This window comes from Pseudomonas sp. Pseusp16, from assembly GCF_047324915.1.
GTDB classification, from domain to species: Bacteria; Pseudomonadota; Gammaproteobacteria; order Pseudomonadales; family Pseudomonadaceae; genus Aquipseudomonas; species Aquipseudomonas fluorescens_CD.
In genome coordinates this window covers 5065225-5086115 of sequence record NZ_CP168522.1, presented here as the reverse complement: position 1 = coordinate 5086115, position 20891 = coordinate 5065225, and the positions used below count along the sequence as shown (strand labels likewise).

Below are 20891 nucleotides of genomic sequence, written 5' to 3'. Positions count from 1 at the left end.
ACCCGCCAAATGCAAAACCTGACCCTTTTCGTACAGCGCATTCTCGAATTGATGAAGCGCTACCCCGGGGTCATTGCGCTCGGTGGTTTCATCTCCGGGGTGTGCAGTTTCATTCTGGTCGATCGCCAGCAAGGCCTGGCGAGCTGGATTACCACCATCATGCTGATCAGCTGGATCTGGCTGATGCTGGAAAACAGCCTGACCAAGCTGTTCACGCGCATTTTCAAGCGCGAAATCCCGGAACCGTTGCTGCGCTACGCGACGCAGATGATCCATCAGGAAAGCCTGTTTTTCGTCCTGCCGTTTTTCTTCATCACCACGACGTGGAACAGCGGCCAGCTGGTTTTCACCGGGCTGCTGGGCATCGCGGCGCTGATTTCGATTGTCGACCCGCTCTACTACAAGTGGCTGGCGCCACGGCGCTGGGCGTTTCTGGCGCTGCACACCCTGACCCTGTTCGCCGCGCTGCTCACTGCGTTGCCGGTGATCATGCACCTGACCACCGCGCAAAGTTTCAAATGGGCACTGGGCATCTCGGTGCTGCTGTCGTTCCCGAGCCTGGCGTCGATCTTCCCGATTCGTACCCTGCGCAGTGCGCTGGCGATTTTGAGTATCACCCTGGGCATTGGCTTCGTCGGTTGGGAGCTGCGCTCGTGGGTGCCGCCGGCGACGCTGTGGATGACCGACGTGGCCATCAGCACGCAAATGCAGGACCGCACGCCTGGCGCCAGCCTCGACGAAGTCAGCGCCGAGCAGATCCGCAATGGCGGGCTCTACGCGTACACCGCGATCAACGCCCCGCGTGGCCTGGACGAGAGGATTTATCACGTCTGGCAGTTCAACGGTAAAGAGGTCGACCGCATCCCCCTGGATATTCGCGGCGGGCGCAAGGAAGGTTACCGGGCCTGGACCCACAAGCAGAACTTCCCGGGCAATCCGGCCGGCAAATGGCAGGTTCGGGTACTGACCGAAGATGGCCAGGTCATCGGCGTGCTGCGTTTCGAAGTCACGGACAGCACAGCGATCAAAGAAAAGTAGTACGGTTCGTGCTATTACGTAGAGCTGCGAAATCACAGAACAAGCACGGAGCTTATGATCAGCAGCACGATGGCCGGCAACGCCCGATTAGACACGTCGATCACACCTGCGCGGTTGCGGGTGACGGGCGACTGGACGCTTGCCCATTATGCTGACCTCAAGCTGTTGTGCGAAAAGCTCCACGGCCAGTACGACGCCAACACCCCCATCGACCTCAATGGTCTCGGCGCCCTCGACACCGCCGGCGCCTCGCTGCTGGTAGAACTGCTCGGCTCCGAGCGCCTTGGTCGCTCTGCCGAACATCCTGATTGCACGCTTTCCGCCGCCGATCGCGCGTTGCTGCAAACGGTCTACTGTTCGTTGACCGATTTCTGCGTACCGATCAAGGAGCCGGAAGTCAGTGTTTCCATTCAGTTGCTGACCCGCATCGGCCGCGCGGTGGACACCGTCTGGCAGGACACCCTGCAGCTGCTGGGTTTCGTTGGCCTGATCATCGAAACCATTGTCCGAGGCCTGTTCCGTCCCAAGCGCTGGCGTGTCACGCCGATGATCGCCCATATCGAACAGACCGGTCTCGACGCCGCCCCCATCGTTGCATTGCTGACTTTTCTGGTGGGCGCCGTGGTGGCGTTTCTCGGGTCGACGGTGCTGGCCACGTTCGGCGCCACTGTCTTTACCGTGGACCTGGTGGGGTTTGCCTTTCTGCGCGAATTCGGTGTGCTGCTGACCGCGATCCTGATGGCCGGGCGCACCGCCAGTGCGTTCACGGCGCAAATCGGTTCGATGAAGGCCAACGAAGAAATCGACGCCATCCGCACGCTGGGCCTCGATCCCGTGGAGTTGCTGGTGGTGCCGCGGGTCCTGGCGTTGCTGATTGCCCTGCCGATGCTGACTTTTCTGGCGATGCTGTCGGGGATTATCGGCGGTGGCGTGGTCTGCGCGGTGGCGCTGGATATCTCGCCAGCGATGTTCCTATCGCTACTGCAAACGGACATCGGTGTTCAGCACTTTCTGGTGGGGATCGTCAAAGCACCGGTGTTCGCTTTCCTGATTGCTGCCATCGGCTGCCTCGAAGGTTTCAAGGTCAGTGGCAGCGCCGAATCCGTCGGCGCTCACACCACGTCGAGTGTGGTGCAGTCGATTTTCGTGGTGATCGTGTTTGATGCGATAGCCGCGATGTTTTTCATGGAGATGGGCTGGTGAGTCGTATCCCCCGAGCGCCCTCCGAGGCGGTGATAGAAGTGCGTGGGTTGTGCAATCGCTTTGGCCGCCAGAGCGTGCACGAGAACCTCGACCTGGATTTGTACAAGGGCGAAATCCTCGCCGTGGTCGGCGGCTCCGGCAGCGGCAAGTCGGTGCTGCTGCGCAGCATTGTCGGGTTGCGCCAGCCCAGCGAAGGCGTGGTGAAAGTCTTCGGGAAAAACCTGCCAACCTTGTCCGAGGACGAGCGCTCGCGGGTGGAGCGGCGATTCGGCGTGCTGTTCCAGAAAGGCGCGCTGTTCTCTTCGCTGACGGTGACAGAGAACGTCGCCCTGCCGCTGATAGAACACGCCGGCTTGAGCCGCAATGACGCCGAGCACCTGGCGGCGGTGAAGATGGCCCTGGCCGGGCTGCCGCTGTCGGCCGCAGAGAAGTACCCCTCTTCGCTGTCCGGCGGCATGATCAAGCGTGCCGCGCTGGCCCGGGCATTGGCGCTGGACCCGGACATCCTTTTTCTCGACGAGCCCACCGCCGGTCTCGACCCGATTGGCGCCGCCGCGTTCGACCAATTGATCCTGACCCTGCGTGATGCCCTGGGCCTGAGTGTCTTTCTGGTGACCCACGACCTCGACACGCTCTACACCATCACCGACCGGGTGGCGGTGCTGGCGCAGAAAAAGGTGCTGGTGGCGGACGCCATCGACAAGGTGTCGGAAACCAACGATGCGTGGATTCACGAATACTTCCATGGCCCTCGCGGCCGCGCGGCATTGACAGCCGCCCAACAGCTCAACGAGGTCTGACATGGAAACCCGAGCCCATCATGTATTGATCGGCCTGTTCACCGTGATTGTGGTGACAGCCGCGCTGCTGTTCGGTCTGTGGCTGGCCAAGTCCAGTGTCGATACCGAGTTCAAGGACTACGAGGTCGTGTTCAACGAGGCGGTCAGCGGTTTGTCCAAGGGCAGTTCGGTGCAGTACAGCGGGATCAAGGTGGGCGACGTGATTTCGCTGCGCCTGGACCCGAAGGACCCGCGGCGAGTGCTGGCGCGCATTCGCCTGGCCGGTGATACCCCGGTCAAGGAAGACACCAATGCCAAACTGGCCCTGACCGGCGTCACCGGGACCTCGATCATCCAGCTCAGCGGCGGCACGCCACAGAGTCCGACGCTCAAGGGCAAGGATGGCAACCTGCCGACCATCGTCGCATCACCCTCGCCCATCGCCCGCCTGCTCAACGACAGCAACGACCTGATGTCCGGTGTGAACACGCTGATGCAAAACGTCAATCTGATGTTCTCCACGGAAAACATCGAGCGCATCAGCAAAACCCTGGAGCACCTGGAGCAAACCACCGGGACCATTGCCGAGCAGCGCGGCGATATCCGCCAGGCCATGCAGCAACTGGCCTCGGTCGGCAAACAGGCCAACAACATGCTTGAGCAGACCACGACGCTGATGCGCAATGCCAACGGGTTGCTCAATGAGCATGGCAAGGATGTGCTCGACAATGCCGAGCAGGCGATGAAGTCGCTGCAGGAGAGCAGCGCTACCCTCAACACTCTGATCAGCGCCAATCAGGATTCGCTCAACAGCGGCATGCAAGGCCTCAATGGCCTGGGTCCGGCCGTGCGCGAGATGCGCGAAACCCTGTCTTCGTTGCGCGTTATTACCAAACGTCTGGAGGCCAACCCCAGTGGTTACCTGCTGGGCGGTGACAAGACCAAGGAATTCACGCCATGAAGCTGATCCGGTTCGCCCTCCTCGCTGGCTTCACGCTGATCAGTTCGTGCTCGATCCTGCCCAAGCCCGAGCCCTTCGAGGTCTATCGATTGCCTTCGGTCCAGAATGCATCGGCCAGCCATGGCACGCCGCAACGCTGGTCGTTGCGTCTGACCAAACTCCAGTCCAGCGAAGCCTTGAACAGTCCGAACATTGCAGTGATTCCTCAGGGCGATGTGATCAGCCACTACAAGGGCTCGCGCTGGAGCGATCCGGTGCCGGTGCTGGTGCGCAACCGCCTGCTGGAAGGTTTCCAGCATGACGGGCGGGTGCCGTTGTTGAGCACCGATGACAGTATTTTCCAGACCGATCTTGAATTGGGTGGCAGCCTGCAGGCGTTCCAGACTGAATACCAGGGTACGAATGCCGGCGTGGTGGTGCGTCTGGATGCATTGCTGGTGCGCAGTTACGACCAGCGCATCCTCGCCAGCCGCCGCTTTGAAGTGCGCCAGCCGTTGAGCAGCGTGCAAGTCCCGGCGGTGGTAGCGGGGTTTGGTCAGGCGAACGATCAGCTGACCGCACAGGTGGTGAACTGGACAGTCGAGCAAGGGCAGAGACTCGCGCCGCCGCCAAAACCCTGAGCAAGTACACCGTCCCCTGTGGGAGTGGGCTTGCTCGCGAAGAGGGAGTGTCAGTCGACATTAATGTTGCCTGATGCACCGCATTCGCGAGCAAGTCGGATCGCCGCACCGCCGCTCCCACATTGGTTTGGTGTGTTTCAACTAGCGCTGTAAAAACGCCTGATGCAGCGCTTCCAGCGTTTCAAAGTGATACGCCGGTGCTTCAGCGCTCAGTTCTTCGTGGCTGCCGAACCCGTAACCCACCGCCGCCGCGTCCAGGCCGTTGCTTCGCGCGCCGATCAGGTCGTGCTTGCGGTCGCCGATCATCAAGGTGCTGGCCGGGTCCAGGTGTTCTTCGGCCATCAGGTGAGCGATCAGCTCGACCTTGTTGGTCCGGGTGCCATCCAGTTCGCTGCCGTAAATCACCTTGAAGTGCTTGGCAAAATCGAAATGCCGGGCGATTTCCCGGGCGAACACCCACGGTTTCGAAGTCGCGATGTACAGCTGCCGGCCTTGCCCGCTCAGGGTTTCCAGCAGCGGCGTGACGCCGTCGAACACCCGGTTTTCGTAGAGGCCGGTGACCTTGAATCGCTCGCGGTAGAAATTCACCGCTTCCCACGCCTTGGCTTCGTCGAAGTCGTAGAACTGCATGAACGCTTGCAACAGTGGCGGGCCGATGAAATGTTCGAGTTTGGCCAGGTCCGGTTCATCGATACCCAGTTTGCCCAAGGCGAACTGGATCGAACGGGTGATGCCCTCGCGCGGGTCGGTCAGGGTGCCATCGAGGTCGAATAAAACGCTTTGGTAATGCATGTTGAATCCTGAATAAGAGGGCCGGGTCAAAGCTGGTCGTAGCCTTCGGCCAGATGCAGGTCCTTGAGCTTCACGTAGTTCGCCGCGCTGTAGGTGAAAAAGGCGCGCTCCTTGTCAGTCAGCGGGCGGATCTGCTTCACCGGGCTGCCCACATACAGGAAGCCGCTTTGCAGATGCTTGCCCGGCGGCACCAGGCTGCCGGCACCGATGATCACCTCATCGTCGACCACCGCACCGTCCATGACGATGCTGCCCATGCCGATCAACACCCGGCTGCCCACCGAACAGCCATGCAGCATGACCTTGTGGGCGATGGTCACGTCATCGCCGATCAGCAACGGGAAGCCATCGGGGTTGAACGGCCCGGCGTGGGTGATGTGCAGCACGCAGCCATCCTGCACGCTGGTGCGCGCGCCGATGCGGATGCGGTGCATGTCGCCACGGATCACCGTCAGCGGCCAGACCGAGCTGTCTTCGCCGATTTCAACGTCGCCGATCACTACCGCCGAGCTGTCGACAAAAGCGCCTTTGCCGAGCTGCGGCGTGTGGTCCTGATACTTGCGAAGGTTCACGATAGGGTTTCTCTCTGTTGCTGATAGCTGCGGTGAGTGTCGATTGTAATTAAGATGGCTACATGTTTCTCCAGCCAAGGTATCAACCGTGAGCGTGAACAACCCTCTTTTGCAGTCCTACGACCTGCCACCGTTCTCCGCCATCCGCGCCGAACACGTACAACCGGCCATTGAGCAGATCCTGGCTGACAACCGTGCTGCCATCGTCGAGATCCTCAAGACCCAGGCCAAACAGCCAACATGGGCCGGCCTGGTGCTGGCGATGGACGAACTCAACGACCGTCTGGGCGCTGCCTGGAGCCCTGTCAGCCACCTCAATGCCGTGTGCAACAGTGCCGAGCTGCGTGAAGCCTACGAGTCGTGCCTGCCGGCCTTGAGCGCCTACTCCACCGAGCTGGGCCAGAACCGCGAACTGTTCCAGGCCTTCGAAGCCCTGGCCAGCAGCCCGGAGGCCGGCGGTTTCGAGGTGGCGCAGAAAACTATCCTGGAACATTCCCTGCGTGACTTCCGTCTGTCGGGTATCGACCTGCCGGAAGCCGAACAGAAGCGTTACGCCGAAGTGCAGAGCAAACTCTCCGAACTGGGCAGCCGTTTCTCCAACCAGTTGCTCGATGCCACTCAGGCGTGGACCAAGCACATCACCGATGAAGCCGCCCTCGCCGGCCTGACCGATTCGGCCAAGGCACAAATGACTGCTGCGGCCGAGGCCAAGGGCCTGGACGGCTGGCTGATCACCCTGGAATTCCCGAGCTATTACGCGGTGATGACCTACGCCCAGGACCGCGCACTGCGTGAAGAGGTCTACGCGGCTTACTGCACCCGTGCGTCGGACCAGGGGCCGAATGCCGGCCAGAACGACAACGGCCCGGTCATGGAAGAAATCCTCGACCTGCGTCAGGAGCTGGCCAAGCTGTTGGGTTTCAGCAGTTTCTCCGAGCTGAGCCTGGCGACCAAAATGGCTGAATCCAGTGATCAGGTGCTGAGCTTCCTGCGCGACCTGGCCAAGCGCAGCAAACCGTTCGCCGCCCAGGATCTGGAACAGCTCAAGGCCTACGCTGCCGAGCAAGGTTGCCCGGACCTGCAAAGCTGGGACAGCGGTTTCTACGGCGAAAAACTCCGTGAGCAGCGTTACAGCGTGGCCCAGGAAGCCCTGCGCGCCTACTTCCCGATCGACAAGGTGCTCAGCGGCCTGTTCGCCATCGTGCAGCGCTTGTACGGCATCGAGATTGCCGAGCTCAAAGGCTTCGACACCTGGCACCCGGATGTCCGCCTGTTTGAAATCAAGGAAAACGGCCAGCACGTCGGCCGCTTCTTCTTCGATCTCTACGCTCGCGCCAACAAGCGTGGCGGGGCCTGGATGGATGGTGCCCGTGATCGTCGTCGCACGGCTGGCGGGGTTCTGCAAAGCCCGGTGGCGAACCTGGTGTGCAACTTCACTCCGGCCGACAGCGGTAAACCGGCGCTGCTGACCCACGATGAAGTCACTACCTTGTTCCATGAATTCGGTCACGGCCTGCATCATCTGCTGACCCGCGTCGAGCATGCTGGCGTGTCCGGCATTAACGGCGTGGCCTGGGATGCCGTCGAGCTGCCAAGTCAGTTCATGGAAAACTGGTGCTGGGAGCCGGAAGGCCTGGCGCTGATTTCCGGTCATTACGAAACCGGCGAACCGCTGCCTCAGGACCTGCTCGGGAAAATGCTCGCGGCAAAAAACTTCCAGTCCGGCCTGATGATGGTCCGCCAACTGGAGTTCTCGCTGTTCGACTTCGAACTGCACGCCACTCACGGCGATGGTCGCGGCGTGCTGCAAGTACTCGAAGGTGTGCGCGACGAGGTTTCGGTGATGCGTCCGCCGGCCTACAACCGCTTCCCCAACAGCTTTGCACACATCTTCGCCGGCGGTTATGCCGCGGGTTACTACAGCTACAAATGGGCAGAAGTGCTGTCCGCCGATGCCTTCTCGAAATTTGAAGAAGAAGGCGTGCTCAACGCCAACACCGGTCGCGCCTTCCGTGAAGCGATCCTGGCACGCGGTGGTTCCCAGGAGCCGATGGTGCTGTTCGTCGACTTCCGTGGCCGTGAGCCATCGATTGACGCACTCTTGCGCCACAGCGGCCTGAGTGAGGACGCAGCAGCATGAGTGAGGGACCTGTGATTACGAAAAAGCGCTTTATCGCCGGGGCGGTCTGCCCGGCATGCAGCGAGCCGGACAAATTGATGATGTGGAATGAAGACCAGGTCCCGCACCGTGAGTGCGTGGCCTGCGGTTACTCTGACACACTCAATGAGCAAGGGCTGTCGGTACCCAAGGAGTTAGGTACGCGGGTTAACACCAGCGCACTCAAACCAGCCGACACCAAGGTTCAGGCGGTTCAGTTCTTCCCGAATCCGAAGCTGAAGAAAAAGCCCGACGAACAGCACTGAGTGAAAAAAGCCCCCGTTGCGCGATGCAACGGGGGCTTTTTTTATTCGATATGAGCGGACTTGAACCAGCTCTTCATTGAGCACGCGGCGAACGGGCTGGTGCTGCAATCGCCATTGGCCAGTGCCGTGCGAAGTTTGTCGACATCGGCCTGCATCATGTAGCGAATTCCATCCTTGAAATGGGTACTGTCGCCAAAGCCGCCCTGGGTCATTTCGTTCAGGGCCTCCTCCTTGGTCCAGCCTTGGATGACAACCCGGTACATAGCCGCCATCAGGCCAGTACGGTCGGAGCCGTGTTTGCAATGCATCAGCACCGGGCCTTTGGCTTCGGCAGACTTGATGGCGCGCAAGGCCTTGAGCACATCGGCGTCATCTACATGGTTGGTGCGATAAGGTAGCTGTACCTGCGTGATGCCTGGCGTGGACAACCAACTGGAGTCCGCTTCAGGCAGGAAGTTGATCACCGTGCCGACCTTGAGCTTCTCCAGAAGCGGCACCGCACCCTTGTCCGGCAAGGCGCTGCGGTAAAGCGTCGGCGACATCTGGAAGAGGTTGTATTGCTTCTCGACCGATTGAGCCCACTCAGCTGGACGAGTCGACATATTGTCGTCGGCAAGTGCCGGTGTCAGGTTAACGAGTGCAACCAGCGACAGGCATATCGCAGATAAAAATCGTGGTAAAGGCATGCTTGAGTGACCGTTCAGAAAGGGACGGAAAGATAGTGGCAAGGATCAGGCATGCACGGTCAAAGGCCTGTGAGTGGACCGTCAAAGAATCGTGAAGCCGCGGCCTGGATTACATTTCAGTGTGATAAACGCATTGAGCGGCTCGTTCAGTGCAGCGCCATAGTCAAACACTTCAACATCTACTCGAAGCTCGGGTAGTTCAGCGGGAAGACGACAAGGATACTCCATGCCCGGAGGAACAATTATTTGTTGTTGATGAACGGTGGGCGTAAGATCCAGGCTTTAAATTGTTGCCTTGTCCTTTATATGGAATGTCACGGAGAGAGCTCCCGAAAAGATATTGGCGCGTGGATCAATTGTTGTGTTTGGATACTTTCCTGATCTAATTGGCTTGATAGTTATTTGTATATCTTCCAACGAATTACCGAATATATGCACTAGCCCGCATGCATTCGGCAATTACACTATCCAGTAATCAGAAAGTCAGAGCTCATGGATTGACGATACTGGCATAGGCCTTGGCCAGCGCCTGTAGCTTGGCTTTGTCGGCAGCGCCGATGGTCCCGTCTTCGTCGACATCCTTGCCAACGGTCTTGATACTGAACGAGTTACCACCGTCTGTGGAAACAGCAGTGTAAAACTCCGAGTCTACCAGACTTTCAATTTGAGCTTCATTTTCAGCGTCCCAACTGAGTTCCTTTCGAGCCAGTTGCAGTGAAACCAGTGTGTTTGGCTCCGAATGACTCGGTTGCATAAGTTGCAGGAAGATGCCGCGCTGATTAAAAAACGACATTCATAAATCCTTTTGTTTGGGGGACTTGGTGGGTTAAATATACTGGCAGGTATTAAATCCAACCACTGACTATATGTTTCCTTAGTTTTCCTTTCATTTGTTGAACAAGTAAACTCATGAGGCCCTGTCATCAGATGAAGGGCTGAGCGGTACTGGTCGATACGCAGTGAGTCATGTACTGTATGGATATACAGATACAGGAATCCGTCGATGGTTAGCTCTCTGCCCCCACGTGGTCGCGGCACCGCAACCAACCCGCACAACCGCTTTGCCCCCAGCCATTCGGTGGCCGAAGACGACGGCTGGTACCAGGAAGTACCGCTCACCCAAGGCACCGAGGTGCGCATCGAAACGGCGAAAACCATCATCACCCGCAATACCTCGCCGGACTTGCCATTCGATCGTTCGATCAATCCCTATCGCGGCTGCGAGCATGGTTGTATCTACTGCTACGCAAGGCCAAGTCATGCCTATTGGGACATGTCGCCAGGGCTGGATTTCGAAACCAGGCTGATCGCCAAGACCAACGCCGCGCAGATGCTGGAAGAACAACTGTCCCGGCGTGGCTATCAATGTGCGCCGATCAATCTCGGCTCCAACACCGACCCGTATCAGCCGATCGAGCGTGAATACAAGATCACCCGGCAGACCCTCGAGGTACTCCTGCGTTACCGACATCCGGTGACCATCGTCACCAAGGGATCGCTGATTCTTCGCGACCTGGACCTGCTGACCGAGCTTGCCAGCCAAAGACTGGTGGCGGTAATGATCAGCCTGACCACCCTGGACGACGAACTCAAACGCATCCTCGAACCGCGGGCCGCAGCACCCAAGGCCCGGTTGCGGGCGATCAGGGTCATGCGCGATGCAGGCATCCCGGTGGGCGTGCTGTGTTCACCGGTGATTCCGATGATCAACGACAGCGAACTCGAAAGCCTGCTTGCCGAGGCCTACGACGCCGGGGCACAGAGCGCCGCTTACATGATGCTGCGCCTGCCGCTTGAAGTGGCGCCCCTGTTCGAGGAATGGCTGGTGGCCCACTACCCTCAACGGGCGGCGCATGTCCTGAGCCTGATCCGTCAGAGCCGTGGTGGCGAGCTTTATGACAGCCGCTTTGGTGCGAGGATGCGCGGTGAAGGGCCGTTTGCGGACTTGCTGGCGCAGCGCTTTGCCAAAGCGATCAAGCGGCTGGGACTCAATCACCGTGAGGGGTTCAATCTGGATTGCGAAGCCTTTTGTCCGCCGGGTCGCCAAATGTCGTTGATTTGAGGACAATTGGCCTATGGTTGAGTACTGAAGAGCGTGCTCACGGATTACGCTGGTCACGTTTTTTGTGACCTGGAACACACGTTCTAGAGCGGTTCATTCAGTTTGAATTAAGATTTGGCCGCTACCTTGTTCACCGAGTGACTGATGGGTCGAAATGTTCGACCTGGATGTTTTTTAACCAGCCACTGGCTTCACACGGAACAACACGGGATGTCTCCCTGACTCCGCCAATGAGGATGAATCATGAGTGACAAGGATAAACAGCCGTTGGCTGCGTCGGCTTCAGCCCTACCCGAGGCCGAAACCGCCGATGCAGCGTTGCAGCATATCGTTGACGGCTTTTTGCATTTTCATCATGAGATCTTTCCCCAACAGGAAGAACTCTTCAAGAAACTCGCCACGGCCCAGCGGCCACGAGCGATGTTCATTGCCTGCGCCGATTCGCGCATCGTCCCCGAGTTGATCACCCAAAGCTCCCCAGGCGACCTGTTCGTGACCCGCAATGTCGGTAACGTCGTACCGCCTTACGGGCAAATGAACGGTGGCGTTTCCACGGCCATCGAGTACGCCGTACTGGCCCTGGGGGTGCATCACATCATCATTTGCGGGCATTCCGACTGCGGCGCCATGCGCGCGGTGCTCAACCCGGACAGCCTGGAAAAAATGCCCACGGTCAAAGCCTGGCTGCGACATGCCGAAGTGGCCAAAACCATGGTGCAGGAGAACTGCAACTGCTCTAACGAAAGCGAAAGCATGCACGTCCTCACCGAAGAGAATGTGATCGCCCAATTGCAGCATTTGCGCACCCACCCGTCGGTGGCCTCGCGTATGGCCAACGGTCAGCTGTTTATCCACGGCTGGGTCTACAACATCGAAACCAGCGAAATCAAAGCGTACGACGCCGATCAAGGTTGTTTCCTGCCGCTCAATGGCAGCCTGCCAATTCCCGTGGCGACGCCCAAAGCGCGCTTCTAAATCCTCCTAAATCGTTGTGTGGTTCAGCCGAGGCTGCCGTTCAGGCAGCCTGGCTTTGCCATGCCTGAAGAAAACTTCGGGAGACTCACCATGCGTGCTGCTCGACTCAAAGCTGTTCTGCCACGGGAGCTGTTGGCTTCGGTGGTTGTGTTCCTGGTTGCCCTGCCCCTATGCATGGGTATCGCAATTGCCTCGGGGCTGCCGCCGGCCAAGGGGCTGATCACCGGCATCATCGGTGGTCTGGTCGTTGGCTGGCTGGCCGGCTCGCCGCTACAGGTAAGCGGCCCGGCGGCGGGCCTGGCCGTTCTGGTATTTGAACTGGTCCGCCAGCACGGCATCGCCATGCTCGGCCCCATTTTTTTGCTGGCGGGCTTGCTGCAACTGGTGGCCGGTCGCTTGAAACTGGGATGCTGGTTTCGGGTGACGGCGCCTGCGGTGGTGTACGGCATGCTGGCCGGGATTGGCGTGTTGATCGTCCTGTCTCAGGTGCATGTGATGCTGGATGCCGTGCCCAAACCCTCGGGCCTGGATAACCTGGCAGCCTTCCCGGCGGCGCTGGCTCAGGCGTTGCCCACGTTTGGCTGGCAAGCCGGTTTGCTCGGTTTGTCGACGATTGCCGTCATGTGGCTGTGGGAAAAATGCCGTCCGCAATCCCTGCGCTTCATTCCAGGCGCGCTACTCGGTGTCGGTCTGGCCACGCTTGCCAGCCTGGTGTTGGCATTGCCGGTCAAACGGGTTGAGGTGCCGGCCAACCTGGCGGAGGCCATCGACTGGCTGAAGCCGGCGGATCTGCTCAACCTGGCTGATCCGACCTTGCTGATCGCCGCGTTTGCCGTGGCCTTCATCGCCAGCGCCGAAACCTTGCTCTCGGCCGCGGCGGTTGATCGCATGCACAGCGGCCAGCGTTCGGATTTCGACCGGGAATTGTCGGCACAAGGTGTCGGCAACATGTTGTGTGGCCTGCTCGGTGCGTTGCCAATGACCGGCGTTATCGTGCGCAGCTCGGCGAATGTTCAGGCCGGAGCATCCACGCGGTTTTCGACCATTTTCCACGGCCTGTGGCTGCTGGCGTTCGTGTTGTTGTTGTCCAGCGTGCTGCAAAGCATTCCGGTGGCGAGCCTGGCGGGCGTGCTGGTGTACACCGGCTTCAAACTGGTGGATCTCAAGGTTTTTCGTGGTTTGGCCCGGTATGGTCGGGCGCCGATGTTCACTTACGCGGCAACTGCTCTCGCCATCGTTTTCACGGACCTGCTGACTGGTGTGTTGATTGGTTTCGGCCTGACGCTGGTGAAGCTGGCGCTGAAAGCCTCTCGCTTGAAAATCAGCCTGATCGATCTGCCCCGGGAGGGGGAAATGGAATTGCGCCTGGTGGGCGCGGCGACCTTCCTCAAAGTACCGGCGCTGACCCAGGTGCTGGGCAGCATTGCGCCGGGCACTACGGTGCATGTGCCGCTCAACAATTTGAGCTACATCGATCACTCGTGCCTGGAGCTGCTGGAGGATTGGGGTCGGGCGAATGCGGCCAAGGGCTCGAAGCTGTTGATTGAATCGCGGGGATTGAAGCGAAGACTGGAGGGGCGGGTACGGACGAATACCGGCATAGGCGCGGCCGGGTAGATAACAGTGTGGGAGCGGCGGTGCGGCGATCCGACTTGCTCGCGAAGGCGGTGGATCAGCCAATTTATTTGCTGAATGGTTAACCGCCTTCGCGAGCAAGCCCGCTCCCACAGGGGGAGTTACCGATGGATCAAGCCGCCGGCTGATCCAGTTCCAGACCTACGCCCAAACGGCGGGACATGCACGGCCAGCGCTTCCACGCGGCGCCGGTGTCCGGGCTGCTGAGCTTCTCGCGGTAGGCTTCCACCAACTCTAGCGCAAAGCTCTCTTCGGTCAACATTTGTTCGAAAGCGTGATGTACGACTTCGTCCAGTTGGTTGGCAAACTCCTCACCGATCAATTGGTGAGCAATCAGGTTGGCGACAGTCATGTCCAGAGGGATCAGTGGCTGGCCGAAATGCTTGATGTACAGGTCGTTGACCTCTTCGACAAACCGGTGCGCCAGGTAGGCTTCATCCAGCAGGCTGTCGAGCCCGACATGACCGGCCATGATGGCTGGCGGCTGGAGGAAGTACTGCTCGGCGATTGTCAGCACCGGTTTGATCTGTGACTCGATGCCCGCTTCCCTGGCGACTTCATTGGCTGCGTCCAGCAGATCAGGAACTTCATTGATGTAAGCGGCGACAAAACGCGTCAGCACGCCATTGGCGTCCGCTTCCGGTAACTGGATCGCCGGGTGTAGATGAGGCAGTTTGCTTTCCAGCTGACGCGTCAGCAGGCCGGTCTCGGCTTCGTGTTGTTGGGCTTTTTGGATCTGCTCGCGCAATGCGGCGGTGTTCATGAAAACTCCAGGAAACAAGGCAATGAAATAGGGAAGACATAACTTAGCTGGCTTATGAAAAATGCTAAGACGCATTTGTCATAATTATTTCATCCTTCAGACGGCGCCGTTATATCGATTGGCCACCACTCGTCTGCATCCTTCTCCATTCGTGCCCTGCAAAGCAAGTTAATGCTGTTTCAGATGATTTACGCCTTTGCGTTGCGAGGTCAGAGGTGCTGTCTATACTCGGGGTGGAATGGAGTTAGCTGATGACGCCCGACTGCATGTGCAGCAAGGCCCGGCGATTCAAGTTCGTAGTCTGATGCAGCCGCTCCCTTGCCGCAGGTGAAAGCCGGCGGGATAACAAGAACGATAAGGGGAACCCGCAATGATGCGACATCCACATGTCTGGATGGGCCTCCTGTTGTGGTCGATTTTCAGTCAGGCGCAAGCGGCCTGGACTGTGAATATGGCGCCTGGAGCGACTGAAATCAGTCACGCAGTATTCGACCTGCACATGACCATTTTCTGGATCTGTGTGGTGATCGGCATCATCGTTTTTGGTGCCATGTTCTGGTCGATGATTCTCCACCGCCGCTCGACCGGGCAGGTGGCCGCCAAATTTCATGAAAGCACCACTGTTGAAATCCTCTGGACCATTGTGCCCTTCCTGATCCTGGTGGCCATGGCGATTCCCGCTACTGCGACCCTGATCAGGATGTACGACGCCAGCGAGCCGGAAATCGATATCCAGATCACCGGTTACCAGTGGAAGTGGCACTACAAGTACCTGGGCCAGGACGTCGAGTTCTTCAGCAACCTGACCACCCCCCAAGATCAAATCCACAACAAGGAAACCAAGGGCGAGCACTATTTGCTCGAAGTCGACAAGCCATTGGTGCTGCCGGTCGGCACCAAGGTGCGCTTTCTGGTGACATCTGCCGACGTTATCCACTCCTGGTGGGTGCCGGCCTTCGCGGTCAAGCGCGATGCGATTCCGGGGTTCGTCAACGAAGCCTGGACCCGCATTGACAAGCCCGGCATCTACCGTGGCCAGTGCGCCGAGTTGTGCGGCAAGGATCACGGCTTCATGCCGACCGTGGTCGAGGTCAAGGAAAAGGCCGATTACGAAAAATGGCTGGCCGATCGCAAGGTCGAGGTCGCGCAGCTCAAAGAGCTGACCAGCAAGGAATGGACGCTCGACGAACTCAAGGATCGCGGCGACAAGGTCTATCACACCACCTGCGTAGCCTGTCACCAGGCCGAAGGCCAGGGCCTGCCGCCGATGTTCCCGGCACTCAAGGGCTCGAAAATCGCCACCGGGCCGAAAGAGGCTCACCTGAGCCTGGTCTTCCATGGCAAGCCCGGCACCGCGATGGCGGCGTTCGGCAAGCAACTCTCGGAAGTCGATATCGCGGCGGTCGTGACCTATGAACGTAATGCCTGGGGCAACAACAAAGGCGACATGGTCACGCCTAAAGAAGTGCTGGAGCTGAAACAGGCGGAAAGCAAATGACCCGGTCTATTGCGCACGTACGGAACCGGTCGGGGCTACGTACCCCGGCTTGCCCAGCCCATCTGTTTGCAGGAGACAGGACATGACTGCTGTAATCGATGAACATGTTCATACCGCCACCGACCACGCCCACGGCCCCGCCAAAGGCCTGATGCGCTGGGTGCTGACCACCAACCACAAGGACATTGGCACGCTGTACCTGTGGTTTGCGTTCTCCATGTTCTTGCTAGGCGGTTCGTTCGCGATGGTGATTCGCGCCGAACTGTTCCAGCCGGGACTGCAAATCGTCCAGCCGGAATTCTTCAACCAGATGACCACCATGCACGGCCTGGTGATGGTCTTCGGTGCAGTAATGCCGGCTTTCGTCGGCCTAGCCAACTGGATGATCCCGCTGATGATCGGCGCGCCGGACATGGCCCTGCCGCGGATGAACAACTTCAGCTTCTGGCTGTTGCCGGCAGCGTTCCTGCTGCTGGTATCGACCTTGTTCACCGCCGGTGGCGGGCCGAACTTCGGCTGGACCTTCTATGCGCCGCTGTCGACGACCTACGCGCCGGAAAGCGTGACCTTCTTCATCTTCGCCATCCACTTGATGGGGATCAGTTCGATCATGGGGGCGATCAACGTGATCGCGACCATCCTCAACCTGCGCGCCCCCGGCATGACGTTGATGAAAATGCCGCTGTTTGTCTGGACCTGGCTGATCACGGCGTTCCTGTTGATCGCAGTGATGCCGGTACTGGCGGGCTGCGTGACCATGATGCTGATGGACATCCACTTCGGCACCAGCTTCTTCAGTGCCGCCGGTGGCGGGGACCCGGTGTTGTTCCAGCATGTGTTCTGGTTCTTCGGTCACCCCGAGGTGTACATCATGATCCTGCCGGCGTTCGGTGCCGTCAGCTCGATCATTCCGGCCTTTTCGCGCAAGCCGTTGTTCGGCTACACGTCGATGGTCTACGCCACGGCGAGTATCGCGTTCCTGTCGTTCATCGTGTGGGCGCACCACATGTTCGTGGTCGGCATTCCGCTGGTGGGCGAGCTGTTCTTCATGTACGCCACGCTGCTGATTGCGGTGCCAACTGGCGTGAAGGTGTTCAACTGGGCCAGCACCATGTGGCAAGGCTCGCTGACCTTCGAGACGCCGATGCTGTTCGCCGTGGCATTCGTGATCCTGTTCTCCATCGGCGGCTTCTCCGGGTTGATGCTGGCCATCGCCCCGGCGGACTTCCAGTACCAGGACACCTACTTTGTGGTCGCGCACTTCCACTATGTGCTGGTGCCGGGGGCGATCTTCGGGATCTTCGCCTCGGCCTATTACTGGATGCCGAAATGGACCGGCCACATGTATGACGAAACCCTGGGCAAGCTGCATTTCTGGCTGTCTTTCATCGGCATGAACATGGCTTTCTTCCCGATGCATTTCGTGGGGCTGGCGGGCATGCCGAGGCGAATCCCGGACTACAACCTGCAATTCGCCGACTTCAACATGGTGTCGTCGATCGGCGCATTCATGTTCGGCGCCACGCAGATCTTCTTCCTGTTCATCGTGATCAAGACCATTCGCGGCGGCCCCCAGGCACCGGCCAAACCGTGGGATGGGGCTGAAGGCCTGGAGTGGAGCATCCCGTCGCCGGCGCCGTATCACACCTTTACTACGCCGCCGGAAGTGAAATGAACGTACGGCCCCCTGTAGGAGCGAGCTCGCTCGCGATGAGTGTCAACGATAACGCTGGAAGCCTGACACCCCGCGGTGCTCTCAGGTTTTTCGCGAGCGAGCTCGCTCCTACATGGTTTGGCGTAGAGGCTGGTAATCATGGCTGACTCGATTTCGATGAAGAAACTGGTCACCCGGCTATTGCTTGTGGTGGCGGCGATGTTTGTCTTCGGCTTTGCCCTGGTGCCGATATACGACGTGATGTGCAAGGCCTTTGGCATCAACGGCAAGACCGCCGGGCAATACGAGGGTGAGCAAACGGTCGACACCTCGCGGCAGGTGCGTGTGCAGTTTCTGTCGACCAATACAGCCGATATGCCCTGGGACTTCTATCCCAAGGGCGAGGAACTGGTGGCCCATCCGGGGGCGGTGAACGAGATGATCTTCATCGCCCACAACCCCACTGACAAGCCGATGAGTGCCCAGGCCGTGCCGAGCATCGCGCCCAGCACAGCCGCCGCGTATTTCCACAAGACCGAATGTTTCTGCTTTACCCAGCAAGTGCTGCAGCCCGGTCAACGGATCGAGATGCCCGTACGTTTCATCGTTGACCGTGACATGCCCAAGGACGTGAAGCACCTGACGCTGTCTTACACGCTGTTCGATATCACCGCCCGACATCCACCGGTAGCTGTAAATACTGGCGGCTGAGCGTGCCCGATAAGGAGAACAATAAATGGCAACTCATGAACATTATTACGTTCCCGCCCAGAGCAAATGGCCGATCATCGCCACGCTCGGCATGGTCACCACCGTGTACGGCCTGGCCACCTGGTTCAACGACCTGAAAGCGGCGCGCCCGGAATCCCACGGGCCACTGATCTTTTTCGTCGGCGGATTGCTGGTGGCCTACATGCTGTTCGGCTGGTTCGGCACGGTGATCAAGGAAAGTCGCGGCGGCTTGTACAGCCCGCAAATGGATCGCTCGTTCCGCTGGGGCATGAGCTGGTTCATTTTCTCGGAGGTGATGTTCTTCATCGCCTTTTTTGGCGCGCTGTTTTATGTGCGTCATATCTCCGGGCCGGCGCTCGGCGGTGAAGGCGCCAAAGGCATCGCGCACATGCTGTGGCCGAACTTCCAGTTCACCTGGCCGCTGCTGGACAACCCCGACTCGAAACTGTTTCCGCCGCCCAAGGAAGTCATCAGTCCCTGGGGCCTGCCGCTGCTCAACACCGTGTTACTGGTGAGTTCCAGCGTGACCGTGACCATCGCCCACCATGCCTTGAAAAAGGGCCATCGCGGCGCGCTGAAGCTATGGTTGGCGCTCACCGTATTGCTGGGTGGCGCGTTCCTCACCTTCCAGGCCGAAGAGTACATGCACGCCTACCACGAGCTGGGCCTGACCCTGGGCTCGGGCATCTACGGCGCGACCTTCTTCATGCTCACCGGGTTCCACGGCGCCCACGTGACCATCGGCACCATCATCCTGTTCGTGATGCTGATGCGGATCATGCGCGGGCACTTCGACAGCGAGCACCAGTTCGGCTTCGAAGCGGCGAGTTGGTACTGGCACTTCGTGGATGTGGTGTGGATCGGGCTGTTCGTTTTCGTCTATGTACTCTGAAGCTTCAAGCTTTGAGCCTGGAGCTACCACGGGACATGAGACACCAACTGGCCGCTGAAAAAGCCCCAGGTAATCAAGCCAAGGGTAAGGGCGGCCAGGGTCACACGAACACTCAAGGCAATGACGAGGCGGTTTGAGCGGCTGTCGTCCTTGACCAGAAAAAACAGGCCGCTGAACAGGCTGACAATCGTGGCAATCAGCATCAGGACGATGGCTGCTTTGAGCATGGTTAAGACTCCGGGGGGAGAAGCGATGCACTTAAGTATAGCTATCGCGATGACCGACTTTCTGGCGATTCCATGAAGCGCTTTCGGCCGGGTATCGTGCCGACGCTGGTGGTCGCGCTGTTGCTGCCGCTACTGGTGTCCCTGGGGTTCTGGCAATTGAGCCGGGGCGCGGAGAAAAGCGCGCTGCTGCAAACCTACGCCGAGCGCCGGGCCGCCGAACCGATGGCCAGCACCGAACTGCAGCACACCACTGACCCGGCCTTTCGCCGGGTTCGCCTGCACGGCCAGTTCGATGCCGAACACAGCCTGCTGCTGGACAACAGTCAACGCAACAGCAAGGTCGGCGTCGAACTGTTGCAACCGTTTCACGATCAGGCCACCGGGCTTTGGCTGCTGGTCAATCGCGGCTGGTTACCATGGCCGGAGCGCCGCACTCCACCTCAATTCAAGACACCCACCGAAGCGGTAAGCCTCGACGCGTGGGTCTATGTTCCCCCCGGTGCGACGTTCCAATTGCACGCAGACCCCACAACGTTGACATGGCCGAAGCTGATTACGGCCGTTGAGCCAGCCAGGCTCTGGACTGCACTGAACCGCGAAGGTTTTGCCTACGAACTACGCGCCGAAACCGGCCCCGCCACCTATCAGGCCGACTGGCCGGTGGTCGCCACGGGTCCGGAAAAACACATCGCTTATGCCGTGCAGTGGTTCGCCATGGCGATTGCCCTGTTCGGTCTTTATCTCTATCTCGGCTGGCACAACGCAAAGGAGAAACACCATGGGAGCGGCCATGAATCCACCCAGCATGTCTGAGGCGAAACCGTCAGTGAACCGGCGCAAGGGCCGCTTGCAACTGCTGCTGATCCTGCTTGGGGTGATCGGTCCGATGATCCTCGCCACCGGTATGTACAAGCTGAATTTCTGGGTGCCCGAGGGCCGCAGTTATCACGGCGAACTGATCGGCAATGGCCAGACCCGTGCCGATATCGGCGTGCCGGCCCAGGAGGATCGTTGGCAGATGCTGGTGACGGCGCCCAAGGAATGCGCGGTGGACTGCCAGCAACTGGTGTACCTGGCGCGGCAAATCCAGATCGGCCTCGGTCGCGACGCGTCCCGCGCCAGCCATGCATTGGCCGCCGCGCAGACGTTGAACAGCGATTACGAGACTAAACTTCAACGCGAGTACCCGCAGTTGCAACGCTATTCACTGGACTTGCCGACCTACATCAAAGGCGCTCAGAGCAATGACGCGCCGCACCTGTGGATCATCGACCCTCATGGCAATCTGGTGCTGCGCTACGACCCGTCGGTGAAGGGCAAGGACCTGCTCAACGATCTGCGTCACCTGCTGAAACTGTCGAACATCGGATAAGGGCAT

The 20891-nt window shown here is 59.3% G+C and carries 22 protein-coding genes; 16 read left to right on the top strand and 6 right to left on the bottom strand.

Translation table 11 applies throughout. The annotated features are described in order from the left end of the window. Positions 1-9 precede the first annotated feature (9 nt). The 5 genes from ACEN8Q_RS23000 to ACEN8Q_RS22980 are packed head-to-tail and all read left to right on the top strand — an operon-like array spanning position 10 to position 4601. Positions 10-1038: a DUF5924 family protein gene (locus ACEN8Q_RS23000; protein ID WP_413427891.1), complete on the top strand. Its 1029-nt coding sequence runs from the start codon at positions 10-12 to the stop codon at positions 1036-1038. Between the two features lie 54 nt (positions 1039-1092). Then, on the top strand, positions 1093-2241 hold the full coding sequence (locus tag ACEN8Q_RS22995) for an MlaE family lipid ABC transporter permease subunit (RefSeq protein ID WP_413427892.1): 1149 nt from the start codon (positions 1093-1095) through the stop codon (positions 2239-2241). Continuing rightward, positions 2238-3041 (top strand): ABC transporter ATP-binding protein, encoded by an 804-nt coding sequence (locus tag ACEN8Q_RS22990; protein WP_057397358.1) that lies wholly within the window; start codon positions 2238-2240, stop codon positions 3039-3041. Before ACEN8Q_RS22995 ends, ACEN8Q_RS22990 begins: the two co-directional genes overlap by 4 nt. Position 3042: 1 nt before the next feature. Further along, positions 3043-3981, top strand: a complete 939-nt coding sequence (locus tag ACEN8Q_RS22985) for an MlaD family protein (protein ID WP_413703787.1) — start codon at positions 3043-3045, stop codon at positions 3979-3981. Next, the gene (locus ACEN8Q_RS22980) at positions 3978-4601 is read left to right on the top strand and encodes an ABC-type transport auxiliary lipoprotein family protein (protein ID WP_413427894.1); all 624 of its coding nucleotides are present in this window, start codon (positions 3978-3980) and stop codon (positions 4599-4601) included. The genes ACEN8Q_RS22985 and ACEN8Q_RS22980 overlap by 4 nt, the downstream gene beginning before the upstream one ends. Positions 4602-4742: 141 nt before the next feature. Here the strand turns inward: ACEN8Q_RS22980 and ACEN8Q_RS22975 are convergent, their stop codons facing one another. Together ACEN8Q_RS22975 and ACEN8Q_RS22970 are read right to left on the bottom strand one after the other, a co-directional pair. After that, positions 4743-5393 (bottom strand): HAD family hydrolase, encoded by a 651-nt coding sequence (locus ACEN8Q_RS22975; protein ID WP_413427895.1) that lies wholly within the window; start codon positions 5391-5393, stop codon positions 4743-4745. A gap of 26 nt (positions 5394-5419) precedes the next feature. Beyond that, positions 5420-5965, bottom strand: coding sequence for a gamma carbonic anhydrase family protein (locus ACEN8Q_RS22970; protein WP_413427896.1), 546 nt, complete (start codon positions 5963-5965; stop codon positions 5420-5422). An 88-nt stretch (positions 5966-6053) separates the two neighbouring features. Between ACEN8Q_RS22970 and prlC the strand changes: the two genes are divergently transcribed. Together prlC and ACEN8Q_RS22960 are read left to right on the top strand one after the other, a co-directional pair. Further along, positions 6054-8105 (top strand): oligopeptidase A, encoded by a 2052-nt coding sequence (prlC, locus tag ACEN8Q_RS22965; RefSeq protein ID WP_413427897.1) that lies wholly within the window; start codon positions 6054-6056, stop codon positions 8103-8105. After that, positions 8102-8389 (top strand): YheV family putative zinc ribbon protein, encoded by a 288-nt coding sequence (locus ACEN8Q_RS22960; RefSeq protein WP_008018424.1) that lies wholly within the window; start codon positions 8102-8104, stop codon positions 8387-8389. Before prlC ends, ACEN8Q_RS22960 begins: the two co-directional genes overlap by 4 nt. A 41-nt stretch (positions 8390-8430) precedes the next feature. Here ACEN8Q_RS22960 and ACEN8Q_RS22955 read toward each other — a convergent pair whose 3' ends face one another. Together ACEN8Q_RS22955 and ACEN8Q_RS22950 are read right to left on the bottom strand one after the other, a co-directional pair. Further along, positions 8431-9075 carry a dual specificity protein phosphatase family protein gene (locus ACEN8Q_RS22955; RefSeq protein ID WP_413427899.1) on the bottom strand — a complete coding sequence of 215 codons (645 nt, stop codon included), beginning with the start codon at positions 9073-9075 and terminating at the stop codon, positions 8431-8433. A 490-nt stretch (positions 9076-9565) separates the two neighbouring features. Then, positions 9566-9868 (bottom strand): hypothetical protein, encoded by a 303-nt coding sequence (locus tag ACEN8Q_RS22950; RefSeq protein WP_413427900.1) that lies wholly within the window; start codon positions 9866-9868, stop codon positions 9566-9568. Between the two features lie 210 nt (positions 9869-10078). Between ACEN8Q_RS22950 and ACEN8Q_RS22945 the strand changes: the two genes are divergently transcribed. The 3 genes from ACEN8Q_RS22945 to ACEN8Q_RS22935 all read left to right on the top strand — a co-directional run bounded on the left by ACEN8Q_RS22945 (position 10079) and on the right by ACEN8Q_RS22935 (position 13729). Beyond that, complete coding sequence (locus ACEN8Q_RS22945) at positions 10079-11137, top strand: PA0069 family radical SAM protein (RefSeq protein WP_413427901.1); 1059 nt, start codon at positions 10079-10081, stop codon at positions 11135-11137. Positions 11138-11380: 243 nt separating this feature from the next. After that, positions 11381-12112: a carbonic anhydrase gene (locus ACEN8Q_RS22940; RefSeq protein WP_413427902.1), complete on the top strand. Its 732-nt coding sequence runs from the start codon at positions 11381-11383 to the stop codon at positions 12110-12112. A gap of 90 nt (positions 12113-12202) precedes the next feature. After that, positions 12203-13729: a SulP family inorganic anion transporter gene (locus ACEN8Q_RS22935; protein ID WP_413703786.1), complete on the top strand. Its 1527-nt coding sequence runs from the start codon at positions 12203-12205 to the stop codon at positions 13727-13729. A 130-nt stretch (positions 13730-13859) separates the two neighbouring features. Here ACEN8Q_RS22935 and ACEN8Q_RS22930 read toward each other — a convergent pair whose 3' ends face one another. Further along, positions 13860-14510 (bottom strand): hypothetical protein, encoded by a 651-nt coding sequence (locus ACEN8Q_RS22930; RefSeq protein WP_413426128.1) that lies wholly within the window; start codon positions 14508-14510, stop codon positions 13860-13862. 370 nt (positions 14511-14880) lie between these two features. On the opposite strand from ACEN8Q_RS22930, the gene coxB reads away from it, so the two are divergent. The 4 genes from coxB (at position 14881) to ACEN8Q_RS22910 (ending at position 19286) form a co-directional block, all read left to right on the top strand. Further along, positions 14881-16008 carry a cytochrome c oxidase subunit II gene (gene coxB / locus ACEN8Q_RS22925; protein WP_111283264.1) on the top strand — a complete coding sequence of 376 codons (1128 nt, stop codon included), beginning with the start codon at positions 14881-14883 and terminating at the stop codon, positions 16006-16008. A gap of 82 nt (positions 16009-16090) precedes the next feature. Beyond that, entirely contained in the window at positions 16091-17683 is a 1593-nt protein-coding gene (gene ctaD, locus ACEN8Q_RS22920; protein WP_008018432.1) for a cytochrome c oxidase subunit I, read from the top strand. 138 nt (positions 17684-17821) lie between these two features. Next, the gene (locus ACEN8Q_RS22915; RefSeq protein ID WP_057397371.1) at positions 17822-18373 is read left to right on the top strand and encodes a cytochrome c oxidase assembly protein; all 552 of its coding nucleotides are present in this window, start codon (positions 17822-17824) and stop codon (positions 18371-18373) included. A gap of 25 nt (positions 18374-18398) precedes the next feature. Beyond that, the gene (locus ACEN8Q_RS22910) at positions 18399-19286 is read left to right on the top strand and encodes a cytochrome c oxidase subunit 3 (protein WP_413703785.1); all 888 of its coding nucleotides are present in this window, start codon (positions 18399-18401) and stop codon (positions 19284-19286) included. 23 nt (positions 19287-19309) lie between these two features. Here ACEN8Q_RS22910 and ACEN8Q_RS22905 read toward each other — a convergent pair whose 3' ends face one another. Then, positions 19310-19513, bottom strand: coding sequence for a twin transmembrane helix small protein (locus tag ACEN8Q_RS22905; RefSeq protein WP_413703784.1), 204 nt, complete (start codon positions 19511-19513; stop codon positions 19310-19312). Positions 19514-19585: 72 nt separating this feature from the next. Between ACEN8Q_RS22905 and ACEN8Q_RS22900 the strand changes: the two genes are divergently transcribed. Then, entirely contained in the window at positions 19586-20326 is a 741-nt protein-coding gene (locus ACEN8Q_RS22900) for an SURF1 family protein (protein WP_413703783.1), read from the top strand. Beyond that, on the top strand, positions 20292-20885 hold the full coding sequence (locus ACEN8Q_RS22895; protein ID WP_413703782.1) for a hypothetical protein: 594 nt from the start codon (positions 20292-20294) through the stop codon (positions 20883-20885). The genes ACEN8Q_RS22900 and ACEN8Q_RS22895 overlap by 35 nt, the downstream gene beginning before the upstream one ends. Positions 20886-20891: the final 6 nt, after the last annotated feature.